Here is a 15,144-nt window from a genome sequence, read left to right on the forward strand (position 1 = left end):
CAAAGTGTTGCGCCGCTGCGCCGTAGTCAGCTCAGTTTTTCCGCCATGATCGCATCGTCTTCGAGCCAGAGCTGAACAGCCTGTCCGCGAAGATTGGGGGCCATGTCTTCCGCCATTTTGTAGACGCCGTCGATTGCAACCAGCTCGGCCTCGAGCTTGCGGCAGAAAATCCGCGCCGATGCGTTGCCGATGGATCCTGCCATGGCGCGGCCGCGCAGCGCCCCGTAGATGTGGACCGAGCCGCCGGCGATGACCTCGGCGCCCGAGGCAACGGACCCGACGATGGTGACGTCGCCTTCCGGGAAGATCACCGATTGCCCGGAGCGCACCGGTTCCCGGATGACGATCGATTGCGTCGTTGCCGGGCGGATCTCGGGAGCAGCCGGCTTGCTCGACGCTTCGACAGGCTCGCTCGCCTGAACCTCGATGTCGGAAGCGGAGCGGCCGCCTTTGAGCGCCGGCGGCATGCCGGAGCCTAGAAGGGACGGCCGAGCGCCTTCGATGCCCATGATGCTGACATTGCGCTTGGCAAGCTCGGCAATGAGCTCCTTCAGCTGCGGCTTGTCGATTTGCAGGTCCGTCAGGTCGAGCACGACCGGGCGTCCCAGAAAGAAGCCGGCCGAACGCGCGGCCAGATCGTCGAGCCTCGCCAGCCAATCGTCGAAAGGAAGGTCCGGAGACAACATGACGGCCAGGAAGGAGCGGCCCTTGATGCGGATAGAGCGAGCGTCTGTTAGCACTTTGGTCATCTGTGTGAAGAAATCGTTGACCATGTCTACCGCTGACATGGTTAACAAAAAGTTAACGCGGCCTGGAAATTCCCTAACGTGATGTGGCCGAATTCGATCGATAATTTTGTCTATACTGTTGAAAACATGTGGGCTTGTTCAAATTATGAATAATCCTCACCTGTGACCGGAATGAACATCCGTTGCCGAATATCTCGTCGACGGCCTGGTTGCGGTTCTTGCCGCGGCGTTAACCTCTCGGCGACTCAGCCCATGCGTTCGGAGGCGTAGCTTCCGGGGCTGGCCGGGAAGACGACGGTGCGGTTGCCGTTGATGAAGGTGCGGTGGTGGATATGGGCGTGGATGGCCCGGGCCAGCACCTGGCTTTCGACATCGCGGCCGATCGAGACATAGTCGTCGGCGCTCTGGGCGTGGGTGATGCGGGCCGTGTCCTGCTCGATGATCGGGCCTTCGTCGAGGTCGGCGGTGACGTAGTGGGCGGTCGCGCCGATCAGCTTGACGCCGCGCTCATAGGCCTGCTTGTAGGGGTTGGCGCCCTTGAAGGACGGCAGGAAGGAATGGTGGATGTTGATGATCTTGCCCGACATCTGCTTGCAGAGCTGGTCGGAGAGGACCTGCATGTAGCGGGCGAGTACGATCAGCTCGGTGCCGGTCTGATTGACGAGCTCGACCAGCTGGGCTTCGGCCTGCGGCTTGTTTTCCTTGGTCACCTTGATGTGGTGGAAGGGGATGTCGTGATTGACGACGACCTTCTGGTAGTCGAAATGGTTGGAGACGACGCCGACGATGTCGATCGGCAGGGCGCCGATCTTCCAGCGGTAGAGCAGGTCGTTGAGACAATGACCGAAGCGCGACACCATCAGCAGCACCTTCATGCGGCTTTCGCTGTCGTGGAAATCATAATCCATCGCAAAGGGCGCGGCGACGGCGGCAAAATCGGCGCTGATCGCCGAGCCGGACAGCCCCTCTTCCGAAATGAAGCTGACGCGCATGAAGAACTTGCCGGTATCGAGATCGTCGAACTGTGAGCTGTCGATGATGTTGCAGCCCTTCTCCGCCAGATAGCTCGAAATCGCCGCAACGATGCCACGCGTCGATTTGCAGGAGACGGTGAGTACGACGTTTTTCATGGCTGTCTCTTTCTTGGCCGGATCAGCTGCCTGGGGATGCGATCACGCCGAAGCTTGTCAGCCCCGGCGTGTCGGTGGTCATTGATGCATGTCGCCGGTACGTGTGCAGCGGTTCCCGGATGACCATGCACAAAAGCAAAGAGCTTTAGGAAATCGGTCGCCCTTCAGATGTCGAGCGTGCTGTCGCGTTCCCACTGGGTAAAATGTGAGCAATAGGCGTTCCATTCGCGATGTTTAAGCTTTAGGTAGGCGGCGGAAAATTCCGATCCGATCGCCGCCTTCAGGCCCTCGTCGGCATCATAGGCGCGCAGCGCGTCGAGCAGGTTGAGCGGCAGCCGCGGCGCGTCCTTCACCAGATGCCCCTCGGCATACATGTCGATATCGTGGTGCGGACCGGGATCTGCCCGGCTGCGGATGCCGTCGAGGCCGGCGGCGATGATGATCGCCTGCAGGAGATACGGGTTGACTGCCCCGTCCGGCAGGCGCAGTTCGAAGCGCCCCGGCCCGGGCACGCGCACCATGTGGGTGCGGTTGTTGCCGGTCCAGGTCACCGTGTTCGGCGACCAGGTGGCGCCCGATGTCGTACGCGGCGCATTGATGCGCTTGTAGGAATTGACCGTCGGATTGGTGATGGCGGCAAGCGCCGAGGCATGTTTCATGATGCCGCCGAGGAAGGTCTTGCCCTGCGCGGAGAGACCGAACGCCATTTCCTTGTCGGCGAAGGCGTTGACCTTGCCGTCGATGTCCCAGACCGAAATATGGGCATGGCAGCCGTTTCCGGTCAGGCCCTTGAAGGGCTTCGGCATGAAGGTGGCGCGAAGCCCGTGCTTCTCGGCGACCGACTTGACCATGAACTTGAAGAAGGAGTGCCTGTCCGCCGTCTTCAGAACGTCGTCATATTCCCAGTTCATCTCGAACTGGCCGTTCGCATCCTCGTGGTCGTTCTGATAGGGCTTCCAGCCGAGTTCGAGCATGTAATCGCAAATTTCGGCGATGACGTCATAGCGGCGCATCACGGCCTGCTGATCGTAGCAGGGCTTTTCGGCGGTATCGAACTGGTCTGAAATCACCGAGCCATCAGGGGAAATCAGAAAGAATTCGGGTTCGACACCGGTTTTCACCCGGAGCCCCTCTTCCGCAGCCTCGGCGACCAGCTTTTTCAGCACGACGCGTGGCGCCTGCTCGACAGGCCGGTCGTCCATGACGCAGTCGGCTGCGACCCATGCGACGTCTTTCTTCCAGGGCAGCTGGATGACGGAGGAGGCGTCGGGAACGGCAAAAAGGTCGGGATGGGCGGGCGTCAGATCGAGCCAGGTGGCGAAGCCGGCAAAGCCTGCGCCATCCTTCTGCATATCGGCGATGGCTTCGGCCGGGACCAGCTTGGCGCGTTGGCCGCCGAACAGGTCCGTATAGCTGATCATGAAATATTTGATGCCTCTCTCGGAGGCGTATTGCGAGAGGTCCAGTGTCACGTTTGTCCCCTTATGTTGATCTTAGACACTTGATGAAGAAGCCGGCCGCGTCCTCCCAAACGCGCCCGGCCGGGCATTCTTAAAAGCCGGTCTTGCCGGGGATCCAGTTGGTGCCGGCGAGCGGCACCTGCGCCATGGCCGCCGCCTCGATCGTCAGTGCGACGAGGTCTTCCGGCTCCAGGTTGTGCAGGTGGTTCTTGCCGCAGGCGCGCGCGATCGTCTGGGCCTCCAGCGTCATGACCTTGAGGTAGTTGGCAAGGCGGCGGCCGGCCGCAACCGGGTCGAGGCGTTTTGCCAGCTCCGGGTCCTGGGTGGTGATGCCGGCCGGATCCTTGCCTTCATGCCAATCGTCATAGGCGCCGGCCGTCGTGCCGAGCTTCTGATATTCCTCTTCCCAGTGCGGATCGTTGTCGCCGATGGCGACGAGTGCGGCCGTGCCGATCGCCACCGCATCGGCGCCGAGCGCCAGCGCCTTGGCGACGTCGGCGCCTGAGCGGATGCCGCCGGAAACGATGAGCTGCACCTTCCGATGCATGCCGAGCTCCTGCAGCGCCTGAACAGCCGGGCGAATGCAGGCAAGCGTCGGCATGCCGACATTCTCGATGAAGACGTCCTGTGTCGCCGCCGTGCCGCCCTGCATGCCGTCGAGCACGACGACGTCGGCACCGGCCTTCACGGCAAGGGCGGTGTCGTAATAGGGGCGCGCGCCGCCGATCTTGACGTAGATCGGCTTTTCCCAATCGGTGATCTCGCGCAGCTCCATGATCTTGATTTCCAGATCGTCGGGGCCGGTCCAATCCGGATGGCGGCAGGCCGAGCGCTGGTCGATGCCCTTCGGCAGATTGCGCATATTGGCGACGCGGTCGGAGATTTTCTGGCCGAGCAGCATGCCGCCGCCGCCGGGCTTGGCCCCCTGGCCGACCACGACTTCGATCGCGTCGGCGCGGCGCAGATCCCTCGGATTCATGCCGTAGCGCGAGGGCAGATACTGGTAGACCAGCGTCTGCGAATGGCCGCGCTCCTCATCGGTCATGCCGCCGTCGCCCGTTGTGGTCGAGGTGCCTGCGATCGTCGCGCCGCGGCCGAGCGCTTCCTTGGCATTGCCGGACAGCGCGCCGAAGCTCATGCCGGCAATGGTGATCGGCGTCTTCAGCGTGATCGGATTCTTGGCGAAACGCGAGCCGAGCACCACCGTCGTGTCGCATTTCTCGCGATAGCCTTCGAGCGGGTAGCGCGAGATCGAGGCGCCGAGAAACAAGAGATCGTCGAAATGCGGAACCTTGCGCTTGGTGCCGGCACCGCGGATGTCATAGATGCCGGTCGCCGCCGCGCGGCGGATTTCGGCGAGCGTATAGTCGTCGAAAGTCGCGGACTTGCGGGGCGGGGTATAGGGGTTGTGATAGCTCATGGATGTCCCTCGCCTCAATACGCGTCGGCGTTGTCGATGTTGAAATTGTAGAGCTTGCGGGCCGAGCCGTAGCGCTTGAACTCCTCGGGCCTGACGCCGGTGACGCCCGCGCGCTCGAGCAGCTCGGCAAGTTTTTCGAGATGCTCCGGCCGCATCTCTTTCTCGATGCAGTCGGCGCCGAGGCTCTTGACCGCGCCGCGGACGAAAAGCTTGGCTTCGTAGAGCGAATCCCCCAGCGCATCGCCGGCGTCGCCGAGCACGACGAGATGGCCGGACTGGCCCATGAAGGCCGACATGTGGCCGATGCTGCCATGCACGACGATGTCGATGCCCTTCATCGAAATGCCGCAGCGCGAGGCCGCATTGCCCTTGATGACGAGCAGGCCGCCCTGTCCGGTGGCGCCGGCATACTGGCTGGCGTCACCTTCGATGACGACGGTGCCGGACATCATGTTTTCGGCAACGCCCGGGCCGGCGGACCCGTGAACCGTCACCCTGCCGCCGTCATTCATGCCGGCGCAATAATAACCGACCGAGCCTCTGACGGCGACCGTGACGGGGCTGTCGATGCCGACGGCGACGGCATGGCTGCCGCGCGGGTTGAGGACTTCGAATTCGGTGTCGTTGGCGCCCTTGGAAAGGGCGTGCAGCGCGCTGTTCAGCTCGCGAAGAGGGGTGTTGGAAAGATCGAATGTGGGCATTGGGTCCTCATTGGTCGGGGGAGACGGTCTCGGCCGGCTCCTGCTTTCAGGCGCCCCTCAGGCGGCCTTGTCGTGATCCCAGAAGTAAACGGTTGCCGGCTCCGGCTCCCAGACGCGGGCATTCTCGATGCCGGGAAGGTTGACCAGCGCGCGGTATTCCGAACCGAAGGCGACATATTGCTCAGTCTCGGCCATGACGGCGGGCTTGCAGGCGATCGGATCGCGCACCACGCCGAAGCCGGACTTGGTGCCGACGACGAAGGTGAAGAAGCCGTCGAGATCGTCGAGTGCACCGGTCAGCGCCTGGCCGAGATCCTTGCCCTTGGCCATCTCGGCCGTCAGATAGGCGGCGGCGACTTCGGAATCGTTCTGCGTTTCGAAAGTCATGCCTTCGCGGATCAGTTCGCGGCGCAGATTGTTGTGGTTGGACAGCGAGCCGTTGTGCACGAGGCACTGGTCGGCGCCGGTCGAGAACGGATGGGCGCCGAGCGTGGTGACGGCGGATTCCGTCGCCATGCGGGTATGGCCGATGCCGTGGGTGCCGCTCATCGCACGCACGCCGAAGCGCGCCACGACGTCTTTGGGAAGACCGATTTCCTTGTAGATTTCGACGCTCTCCCCCGATCCCATCAGACGGACCGCCGGGCGGATTTCTTCAAGCGCCTTGCGCACGGCGCCGAGCTTCGAGGCTGCGAGCTCGATGACCGCATGCGTGCTCTTGACCGAGACCTCGGCTCTAATGCCGGCCTTATCGAGGTCGCCGGCAAGGCCTTCGAAGTCCGCGCCCGGATTGGCGGACTGAATGGTGATTTTCGCTTTGCCCTCAGCCGTTCCGCCATAGATCGCGATGCCGGCGGAATCCGGGCCGCGATCCGTCATGGTGATCAGCATATCCGAGAGCAGATTTCCCAGCTGGGGTTCAAGGCTCTTGTCCTTGAGGAACAGTCCAACAATGCCGCACATAGCGCGTGCCTCCGTTCATGTTGCGAAAGGAGTAACAGCTCTGTTTGCAGGCTTCAACTGGGAGGAATAAATTTTTCTTTTAAGGCAATATCAGCCTCTGGAGACTTGTTGGGGATAGCTGATGATCGAGAGATACCGGCTCGGCAGTTTCACCAGTTGCTCCGGCCCATGCGGCGCATCGGCATCGAAGAACAGGCTGTCGCCCGGCTGCATCTGGAAAAGCTGGTCGCCGTGGCGATAGACCACCTCGCCTTCGAGCATGTAGAGAAACTCCATGCCCTCGTGCTGGAAGGTCGGGAAGATGTCGGAATCGGCCGTCAGCGTGATGAGATAGGGCTCGACGATGACGCCGCTCGAATTGTTGTCGATATGGCCGAGCAGATTATACTGGTGGCCGGCGCGCGTGCCGCGCCGTTCGAGCTCGACGCCCTCTCCCGCCTTGACGAAGACGGCATTGCGCGGTTCCTCGTAGCGTCTGAAGAAAGCGGTCAGCGGCACGCCGAGCGCCCGCGACAGCGATTGCAGCGTCGTCAGCGATGGCGAGATGTTGCCGTTCTCGATCTTCGACAGCATGCCGAGCGAAATGCCGGTGGCGGCCGCGAGATCGGTGACCGTGATGCCGAGTTTCTTGCGATAGGCACGCACCTCATGGCCGATCGCCATTTCAAGGTTGTTTTCCTTCGGTTCCCGAACGGCGTGCGGGTCCTGGGAAAAGGGCGCGCGTGCGCCATGTTCCGCTTGCTCTGCCGTTTCACGCTTGGTTTTCATGAATGTCCCGCCGCCTGGTTTTTCCCGATGGCAACCTATCGCCCTGGTGAAACTTCCTCAACCGTGGAGAAAGCTAATCCCGCCTCGCCTGCCGCGGCGCCATGCCATAGAGGGCGCGGAACATCCGGGAAAAATGGCTGAGACTGGAAAAGCCGGTGGCGACCGCAATCTCCGAGACGGAAAGCGGGCTCTGTTTCAGCAAGCGATGGGCATGCTGAAGCCGGATGCGATGGTACTGATCAAGGAAAGTGGTACCGAGATGGGCCGAGAACAGCCGGTCGAGATGACGGGCGGAAACACCGGCGATGCGCGCCATGGCGGCGCGGTCGAGCGGCATCTCGATCGTCTCCTCCATCCGTTCGAGAACGCTGAGCAGGCCGGGATGATGGACGCCGTAACGTTCGGTCAGCGAGGCGCGCTGGGGTGCGGCGGGTTCGTTGACCTCGGTGTGAAGATACCAATCGCTGACGCGGCGGGCGAAATCCGGCCCCATCCGCTCGGCGATCAGCACATGCATCATGTCGAGCGGTGCAATGCCACCGCCGCAGGTGATCCGGTTGCCGTCGATCATGAAGCGCGCTTGGCGCGGCGAAAGATCCGGAAAGGCTTCGAGAAGCGCCGCAGCATGTTCCCAGTGGATGGTGAAGTCACGGCCGGCGAGCAGTCCGGCGGCGGCCATCAGGTAGGGACCGCCTGAAATGCCGCCGATCCTCACACCTTCGCGCGCCAGCTGCCGCAGGCAGGCAAGGACGCCGGGATAACGCCAGTCCCGCGGCGAGCCGCCGGCGCAGACGAAGGCCATTCCGAGATCGGAGCCCCTGGCGGGAAGAGGTTCGGCCGGCACAGGCACGCCCGAGGAGGAGAGCACCGGCGCGCCGTCCGGCGAGAAGATCGACAGGCGATAGATATCGCGGCCGGCCAGAAGATTTGCCGCCCGCAACGGCTCTGTCGCCGAAGCGTAGGACATCAGCGCGAATCCCGGGATCAGGATAAGGCCGATCTCCTGGACATTTCTGGTATCGGGCGAGGACATGTCCCTTTTATATTCATTAGTGTCCTAATTGCGCAAGTCAGCGGCGATCTTTCTGGCATCATGCGGCCGTTCTATTCGGATTGACCCATGCGCTACTCCGCTCTGTCGATTTTCCTGAACGGCCTTCGCGGCAACAAAGGCTGGGCGCCTGCCTGGCGCGACCCCGCGCCGAAGCCGCATTATGATGTCGTCATCGTCGGCGGCGGCGGCCACGGACTTGCCACTGCCTATTATCTCGCCAAGGAGTTCGGCATCACCAATGTCGCCGTTCTCGAAAAGGGTTATCTCGGCTCCGGCAATATCGGCCGGAACACGACGATCATCCGCTCGAACTACCTGCTGCCCGGCAACAATCCCTTCTACGAGCTGTCGATGAAGCTCTGGGAAGGCCTGGAGCAGGACTTCAACTTCAACGCCATGGTCTCGCAGCGCGGCGTGCTCAACCTCTTTCACTCCGATGCGCAGCGCGATGCCTATACGCGCCGCGGCAACGCCATGCGGCTGCACGGCGTCGATGCCGAGCTTCTCGACCGGCAGGCGGTGCGCTGGAAATTGCCCTTCCTCGATTTCGACAATGCGCGTTTCCCCATCATGGGGGGCCTGTTCCATCCGCGCGGCGGCACGGTGCGCCACGATGCGGTCGCCTGGGGTTATGCGCGCGGCGCAGACAGCCGCGGCGTCGACATCATCACCCAGTGCGAAGTGACCGGCATCCGCACAGAAAACGGTGAGGTGACCGGCGTCGAGACCAGTAGGGGCTTCATCGGCTGCGGCAAACTGGCGCTGGCGGCGGCCGGCAATTCCACCACGGTCGCCGAAATGGCCGGTCTTCGCCTGCCGATCGAAAGCCACGTGCTGCAGGCCTTCGTCTCCGAGGGGCTGAAACCCTTCATCGACAATGTCGTCACCTTCGGCGCCGGACATTTCTACGTCTCTCAGTCGGACAAGGGCGGCCTCGTCTTCGGCGGCGATATCGACGGCTATAATTCCTATGCCCAGCGCGGCAACCTGGCGACGGTCGAACATGTCGCCGAAGCCGGCGTGGCGATGATCCCGTCGCTGTCGCGGGTGCGTTTCCTCCGTTCCTGGGGCGGGGTGATGGATATGAGCATGGACGGCTCGCCGATCATCGACCGCACCCACATCGACAATCTCTATCTCAACGCCGGCTGGTGTTACGGCGGCTTCAAGGCGACGCCCGCCTCCGGCTTCTGCTACGCCCATCTGATCGCCCGCAACACGCCGCACCAGACGGCCCGCGCCTTCCGGCTCGACCGTTTCGCACGCGGCTATCCGATCGACGAAAAGGGCGTCGGCGCCCAGCCCAATCTGCACTGAGGACATTTGACCATGGCGAGCCTGATTTCCTGTCCCCATTGCGGCGCCCGGCCAAAGGAGGAATTCTCGATCCGCGGCGATGCCGGCCTTATCAGGCCAGCGCCGGACGCCGGCGCGGAGGCCTGGTTCGACTATGTCTATCTGCGCGGCAATCCGCGCGGCCGCCACAGCGAATACTGGCACCATTCCTCCGGATGCCGCCGCTGGCTGATCGTCGAACGCGATACCGCCACCCATGCGGTCCATGGCGTCAAAGACGCCGCCCTTGCGAAGCTCGGCGGAGAACCGGCATGAGCTTCCGTCTTTCCTCGGGCGGCCGCATCGACCGCGCCAAGACCCTCGGTTTCAGCTTCGACGGCAAGGCGCTGGAAGGCTATCCGGGTGATACGCTCGCCTCGGCGCTGCTTGCCAACGGCGTCCAGCTCGTCGGCCGCAGTTTCAAATATCACCGACCGCGCGGCATCCTGACGGCGGGTGCTGCCGAACCGAACGCGCTGGTGACGACAGGCAGCGGCGGGCGCACCGAACCGAATACGCGCGCGACGATGATCGAGCTCTACGAGGGGCTGACAGCCAGGAGCCAGAACCGCTGGCCCTCGCTCGGCTTCGATATCGGCGCGGTCAACGGCCTGCTCTCGCCTTTCCTCAGCGCCGGTTTCTACTACAAGACCTTCATGTGGCCGGCAGCGCTCTGGGAAAAGCTCTACGAGCCGGTGATCCGCAAGGCAGCGGGCCTCGGCAGAGCCTCCTACGAGGCCGATCCCGACACCTATGAGAAATGCTGGGCGCATTGCGATTTGCTGGTGATAGGCGCGGGCCCTGCCGGTCTTGCCGCAGCACTGACCGCCGGCCGCGCCGGCGCCCGCGTCATTCTGGCCGACGAAGGCTTCGAGCTTGGCGGCAGCCTGCTTTCCGAGAGCGGCCTCGTCGAGGACAGGCCGGCGGACGCTCTTCTCGCCGAGATGCTGGCCGAACTCGAAGGGCTGGAAAACGTGCGCTGCCTGCCGCGCATGACCGTCTTCGGCTGGTACGACGACAATGTTTTCGGCGCCGTCGAGCGCGTGCAGAAGCATGTGGCGCTGCCCGATCCGGACCGCCCAGTTGAACGCTTGTGGCGCATCGTCGCCCGCCAGGCGATTCTGGCGACAGGCGCCGAGGAGCGGCCGCTGGTCTTCGGCGGCAACGATATACCAGGCGTGATGATGGCAGGCGCCATGCGCAGCTATCTCAACCGGCAGGCGGTGTCGCCGGGCAAAAGCACTGTCATCTTCACCACCAACGATGCCGGTTACCGCATCGCCGCCGATATCGAGGCCGCCGGCCTCGCTGTCGCGGCGATCGTCGACAGCCGCGCGTATGGGGGCAAGAGCTGGCAGGGCCGCGCCGAAGTGCTGAGGGGCGCCCGGGTGATCGATGCACTCGGCGGCAAGCGCCTCAACGGCGTCAGCGTCGAAACCGCAAGCGGCACCCGCCGCATCGAAGCCGATGCACTTGCCATGTCGGGCGGCTGGAGCCCGATCATCCATCTTGCCTGCCATCGCGGCGGCAAGCCGCAGTGGTCGGACGAGGCCGCGGCGTTTCTGGCGCCGGCCGCGCAAGAGGGGCTTGCCGTTGCCGGTTCGGCGGCTGGCCTCCAGGAAATCGCGGCATGCCTCGGCGACGGCGCGGCAAAGGCGGCGGCCGCTTTGCAGGCGATCGGCTTTGCCGCGATGGAACCGGCCTTTGCGGCTACACCGGAGGCCACGCAGGGCGCAAAACCGCTTTGGTCCGTCAAGGGCTCGAAGGGCAAGGCTTTCGTCGACTATCAGAACGACGTGCATCTTAGGGATCTCGGCCTCGCAGTGCGCGAAGGTTACGGCCATGTCGAGCTTGCCAAGCGTTATACGACATCAGGCATGGCGACCGACCAGGGCAAGCTTTCCAACATCAACGCCATCGGCATTCTGGCCGAGGCGCGCGGCGTGTCGCCGGCCGAAGTGGGAACGACGACCTTCCGGCCTTTCTATACGCCGGTCTCTTTCGGCGCTCTGACGGGGGCGTCGCGCGGCAAAGATTTCCAGCCGGCGCGCAAATCACCGCTGCATGGCTGGGCGAAAAAGAACGGCGCGGTCTTCGTCGAAACCGGCTTGTGGTACCGTTCCTCCTGGTTTCCGCGCGCCGGCGAGACGACGTGGCGCGACAGCGTCGACCGCGAGGTGCTGAATATCCGTAGGAATGCCGGCCTCTGCGACGTCTCGACGCTCGGCAAGATCGAAATCTTCGGCCGCGATGCCGCGACCTTCCTCGACCGGATCTATTGCAACGGCTTCGCCAAGCTTGCCGTCGGCAAGGCGCGTTACGGCATCATGCTGCGTGAGGACGGCTTCATCTATGACGACGGCACCACCAGCCGCTTCAGCGACGAGCACTTCTTCATGACGACGACGACGGCGCTTGCCGCCGGCGTGCTGACCCATCTCGAATTCTGCGCCCAGACACTCTGGCCGGAGCTCGACGTCTGCTTCGCCTCCTCGACCGATCAATGGGCGCAGATGGCCGTGGCCGGGCCGAAGTCCCGCGCCATCCTTGCCGAAATCGTCGACGAGGATATCTCCGATGCCGCCTTCCCTTTCATGAGCGCCCGCAAGGTTTCGCTATTCGGCGGCCGTCTCGAAGGCCGGCTGTTCCGCATCTCCTTCTCCGGCGAACGCGCCTACGAGCTGGCAGTGCCGGCCGGCTATGGCGAAAGCGTTGCCGACGCCATCATGGCATCAGGCGAAAAACACGGCATCTGCGCCTACGGCGCCGAAGCGCTCGGCGTCCTGCGCATCGAGAAGGGCCATGTCACCCACGCCGAGATCAACGGCACGGTCACCCCAGGCGATCTCGGTTTCGGCCGCATGGTGTCATCGACCAAGCCGGATTTCATCGGCAAGGCGATGCTCGCCCGCGAAGGCCTGCAGGATCCAGATCGGCCGCGCCTCGTCGGCGTCAAGCCGCTGAACCCGGCCAGCGGCTTCCGCACCGGCTCGCATATCCTTGCCGAGGGTGCGGCGGCGACGCTCGAAAACGATCAGGGCTATGTCACCTCAAGCGCCTTTTCGCCGACGCTCGGCCATAAGATCGGTCTGGCGCTCGTCCGGCGCGGGCCGGAGCGTCTCGGTGAGAAGGTGACGGTCTGGAACGGGCTGCACAATGAATTCACCGAGGCGGTGCTCTGCCATCCCGTCTTCATCGATCCCGAAAACGAGAAGCTCCATGCCTGATCTTCCCCAGCACAGACCGGTTCTCGCCGGCGCTAGATATAACGGCATGACAGCGGCCGCCATCCGGCTGGAAGCCCTGCAGGAAGGCCATCTGCTGCACGTGCTCGGCGCGATCGAACCGGCGGCACTGGCCGCCGAGCTGGTCAAAGCCGGCCTCGCGAACAGTTCGATCCGCAAGGCCGGCTTCCGCCAATGGTTCGTCGCCGGCGACGAGCCGCTTTCCTCAGCCGCTCTCGAAGCCCTAGCGGCAGCGCTTGCCGGGAAAGCCGTCGTCATGGACCAGAGCCATGGACGCGTCCGCATCGGCATTTCCGGCCGATCCTCGCGGCTGCTTCTGTCAAAAGGCACAGCCGTCGATCTCGATCCCGCCGTCTTTCCGGAAGGCGGTTCGGCGATGACGATGATCGGCCATATCTCCGTGCAGATCGTCCGAACTGGCGATGACAGTTTCGAACTGACGGTCCTGCGCAGCTTCGCCGAAAGCCTGTGGGACGAACTCAGGCATATGGCGGCGAGCGCCGAAAAGGATAGCGTGTAAAGGCTACCGCCATGGGTTTGTCCTATCAGCGAAAGTCGTTCACGCGCAGCACATAGCCTTTATCCCGTTTTCCTGATGTCCTCGAATCTGAGACTGAAGCGCGCGAGATACTTACTCAGGCGATCGGCGTCGTTGCTGCTCTTTTTCTCCGTTCGCGAGATCGCAAACAAGGCCCTGCCCGCAGCACTTGCCGTGGCGTGTTGACGGCACGTATGAAGAACGGTGGCAAGCTGGGCTGCGTCAAAGCGATCGAGGCGAGTAGCAGCGTCTGCACCGAGCACTTCTTCAATGATCAGATCCACCCTGCCGTCCTCACTCGAACTGCGCCAGAACGCATTCAACCGTCGGACTTCATCATCGACGACGTCGGTCGTGATGCGTCCATGCGGCGCGAGGGTCGCCATGCGGGTCACCGAAGCCGACAGGTCGCGAAAGTTGGCACTCCAGAGGGCTTGCGGGCCGGTTGCGAAAGTCAGGTAGCGTTCGCGTGCTTCCTTGTTGAACGTAACATTTTCGCCTTCTCGTTCCAGATAGCGCCGGAGCTCGAAGTCGAGATTGGGTTCTATGTCCTCCTTGCGCTCGCGCAGGGCCGGCAGTTGGAATGTCCAGAGGTTCAGGCGGGCATAGAGATCTTCGCGGAACCTGCCTTTGCGGACATCCTCGCCAAGATCGCGGTTGGTGCCGGCAAGCAGCTGGAAGTCCGCGGACGCCTCCCGATCAGCGCCCACGGGCAGGAACTTCTTTTCCTCGATCGCGCGCAGGCACATGGCCTGTTCGTCAAGGCCGAGTTCGCCGATCTCGTCGAGGAACAGCACGCCTTTGTCGGCGGATTTGAGCAAACCGGCACGCTCGCCGGCAGCGCCGGTAAAGGCGCCTTTCACATGGCCGAACAGGGTGGACATGGCTTGGTCGCCGCGCAGGGTCGCGCAGTTGACCTCGATGAACGGACCGCTGACCTTGCGCTGGCTCTTCTTCAGCTCGTAAATCCTGCGGGCAAGTTGCGACTTGCCGGCACCGGTCGGTCCCGTCAGGAGAACGGGCGCGGTCGAGCGGATCACCACCCTCTCGATCTCGTCGATCATTCTGTTGAAGGCGGCGCTGCGGGTCGAAATCCCCGATTTCAGGAAGGAGGCGGCGTCTTCGCGCTCGGAGGCGAAGCGCTTGGCGATCTCGTCATAGCGGGACAGGTCGAGGTCGATGATCCGATGCGTGCAGGCGAAATCCTGCTCCGGCTCGCGGTCGCGCGGCGGCGAGAGCTGCAGCAGCTGGCCGGGAATGATGCGGGCTTCGGTCAGCAGGAACCAGCAGATTTGCGCGACATGGGTGCCGGTGGTGATGTTGACGAGATAGTCTTCCGTTTCGGGGTCGAAGTTGTAGTTGCGGGCAAAGTCCCGAAGGTGCGTGTAGACCTCCGAAAAATCCCAGGGATCCCGGAAGTTGATGATATTGCTCCGCACCTCCGTTGCCGGCGCCACGGTTTCGATGTCGGCAACGATGCGGTGACAGAGAGCTTGCGAGTGGTTGTCGAGGATCAGCTCCAACCGGTCGATGAACAGGCCCGGTTGCTGGCAGAGCGCGACATTGGGCCGCCAGCGGCTCCAGCGATTTTCCCATTTCCCTGCGTCCAGGGTGGTTCCCAATATGCTGATGGCGACGCGGCGCTTCATGACTTATCCAAAATTATAAAGCTATATAGCTTACGATAATATAACCGGGGCATAGATTTTCGCAATTCCTGATTGTGCGTAAAAGCTTCAAAAAATTTGTTGTTTAAAAACAAAGCGTTAAAACAAAAAATC

At 62.9% G+C, this 15,144-nt stretch carries 13 protein-coding genes; 4 read left to right on the top strand and 9 right to left on the bottom strand.

Features of this window, described 5'->3' with window-relative positions:
* Window positions 1-26: 26 nt before the first annotated feature.
* The 8 genes from minC to EFR00_RS08360 form a co-directional block, all read right to left on the bottom strand.
* The gene (minC, locus tag EFR00_RS08325) at window positions 27-749 is read right to left on the bottom strand and encodes a septum site-determining protein MinC (protein WP_077989762.1); all 723 of its coding nucleotides are present in this window, start codon (window positions 747-749) and stop codon (window positions 27-29) included.
* A gap of 245 nt (window positions 750-994) precedes the next feature.
* Window positions 995-1,879, bottom strand: coding sequence for a formyltetrahydrofolate deformylase (gene purU, locus EFR00_RS08330; protein ID WP_009990445.1), 885 nt, complete (start codon window positions 1,877-1,879; stop codon window positions 995-997).
* A gap of 164 nt (window positions 1,880-2,043) precedes the next feature.
* Entirely contained in the window at window positions 2,044-3,351 is a 1,308-nt protein-coding gene (glnT, locus tag EFR00_RS08335) for a type III glutamate--ammonia ligase (protein ID WP_077989576.1), read from the bottom strand.
* Window positions 3,352-3,430: 79 nt separating this feature from the next.
* Entirely contained in the window at window positions 3,431-4,759 is a 1,329-nt protein-coding gene (locus tag EFR00_RS08340) for an FMN-binding glutamate synthase family protein (protein WP_077989575.1), read from the bottom strand.
* A gap of 14 nt (window positions 4,760-4,773) precedes the next feature.
* A complete protein-coding gene (locus EFR00_RS08345) occupies window positions 4,774-5,460 on the bottom strand; it encodes a GltB/FmdC/FwdC-like GXGXG domain-containing protein (protein ID WP_077989574.1) in 687 nt (228 codons plus the stop codon).
* 57 nt (window positions 5,461-5,517) lie between these two features.
* Window positions 5,518-6,423 (bottom strand): class II glutamine amidotransferase, encoded by a 906-nt coding sequence (locus tag EFR00_RS08350; RefSeq protein ID WP_077989573.1) that lies wholly within the window; start codon window positions 6,421-6,423, stop codon window positions 5,518-5,520.
* A gap of 90 nt (window positions 6,424-6,513) precedes the next feature.
* Window positions 6,514-7,191, bottom strand: a complete 678-nt coding sequence (locus EFR00_RS08355) for a helix-turn-helix domain-containing protein (protein ID WP_077989572.1) — start codon at window positions 7,189-7,191, stop codon at window positions 6,514-6,516.
* Between the two features lie 73 nt (window positions 7,192-7,264).
* A complete protein-coding gene (locus EFR00_RS08360) occupies window positions 7,265-8,224 on the bottom strand; it encodes a GlxA family transcriptional regulator (RefSeq protein ID WP_077989571.1) in 960 nt (319 codons plus the stop codon).
* Between the two features lie 87 nt (window positions 8,225-8,311).
* Here EFR00_RS08360 and EFR00_RS08365 point away from each other — a divergent pair, with 87 nt between their 5' ends.
* The 4 genes from EFR00_RS08365 to EFR00_RS08380 are packed head-to-tail and all read left to right on the top strand — an operon-like array spanning window position 8,312 to window position 13,345.
* The gene (locus tag EFR00_RS08365) at window positions 8,312-9,562 is read left to right on the top strand and encodes a sarcosine oxidase subunit beta family protein (RefSeq protein ID WP_077989570.1); all 1,251 of its coding nucleotides are present in this window, start codon (window positions 8,312-8,314) and stop codon (window positions 9,560-9,562) included.
* A gap of 12 nt (window positions 9,563-9,574) precedes the next feature.
* A complete protein-coding gene (locus tag EFR00_RS08370; RefSeq protein ID WP_009991812.1) occupies window positions 9,575-9,856 on the top strand; it encodes a sarcosine oxidase subunit delta in 282 nt (93 codons plus the stop codon).
* Window positions 9,853-12,807, top strand: a complete 2,955-nt coding sequence (locus EFR00_RS08375) for a sarcosine oxidase subunit alpha family protein (protein ID WP_077989569.1) — start codon at window positions 9,853-9,855, stop codon at window positions 12,805-12,807. The genes EFR00_RS08370 and EFR00_RS08375 overlap by 4 nt, the downstream gene beginning before the upstream one ends.
* Complete coding sequence (locus tag EFR00_RS08380; RefSeq protein ID WP_077989568.1) at window positions 12,800-13,345, top strand: sarcosine oxidase subunit gamma family protein; 546 nt, start codon at window positions 12,800-12,802, stop codon at window positions 13,343-13,345. The genes EFR00_RS08375 and EFR00_RS08380 overlap by 8 nt, the downstream gene beginning before the upstream one ends.
* Before the next feature lie 59 nt (window positions 13,346-13,404).
* Here EFR00_RS08380 and rtcR read toward each other — a convergent pair whose 3' ends face one another.
* Window positions 13,405-15,012, bottom strand: coding sequence for an RNA repair transcriptional activator RtcR (gene rtcR, locus EFR00_RS08385; protein ID WP_077989567.1), 1,608 nt, complete (start codon window positions 15,010-15,012; stop codon window positions 13,405-13,407).
* Window positions 15,013-15,144: the final 132 nt, after the last annotated feature.

This window comes from Rhizobium sophoriradicis (assembly GCF_003939025.1).
In the GTDB taxonomy this organism is placed as follows: domain Bacteria; phylum Pseudomonadota; class Alphaproteobacteria; order Rhizobiales; family Rhizobiaceae; genus Rhizobium; species Rhizobium sophoriradicis.

Coding starts and splice junctions, on each gene's coding strand:
- purU (WP_009990445.1), bottom strand. CDS start 1,879: ATGAAAAACGTCGTACTCACCGTCTCCTGCAAATCGACGCGTGGCATC.
- EFR00_RS08380 (WP_077989568.1), top strand. CDS start 12,800: ATGCCTGATCTTCCCCAGCACAGACCGGTTCTCGCCGGCGCTAGATAT.
- EFR00_RS08350 (WP_077989573.1), bottom strand. CDS start 6,423: ATGTGCGGCATTGTTGGACTGTTCCTCAAGGACAAGAGCCTTGAACCC.
- EFR00_RS08355 (WP_077989572.1), bottom strand. CDS start 7,191: ATGAAAACCAAGCGTGAAACGGCAGAGCAAGCGGAACATGGCGCACGC.
- rtcR (WP_077989567.1), bottom strand. CDS start 15,012: ATGAAGCGCCGCGTCGCCATCAGCATATTGGGAACCACCCTGGACGCA.
- EFR00_RS08345 (WP_077989574.1), bottom strand. CDS start 5,460: ATGCCCACATTCGATCTTTCCAACACCCCTCTTCGCGAGCTGAACAGC.
- EFR00_RS08370 (WP_009991812.1), top strand. CDS start 9,575: ATGGCGAGCCTGATTTCCTGTCCCCATTGCGGCGCCCGGCCAAAGGAG.
- EFR00_RS08360 (WP_077989571.1), bottom strand. CDS start 8,224: ATGTCCTCGCCCGATACCAGAAATGTCCAGGAGATCGGCCTTATCCTG.
- EFR00_RS08340 (WP_077989575.1), bottom strand. CDS start 4,759: ATGAGCTATCACAACCCCTATACCCCGCCCCGCAAGTCCGCGACTTTC.
- EFR00_RS08375 (WP_077989569.1), top strand. CDS start 9,853: ATGAGCTTCCGTCTTTCCTCGGGCGGCCGCATCGACCGCGCCAAGACC.
- minC (WP_077989762.1), bottom strand. CDS start 749: ATGACCAAAGTGCTAACAGACGCTCGCTCTATCCGCATCAAGGGCCGC.
- EFR00_RS08365 (WP_077989570.1), top strand. CDS start 8,312: ATGCGCTACTCCGCTCTGTCGATTTTCCTGAACGGCCTTCGCGGCAAC.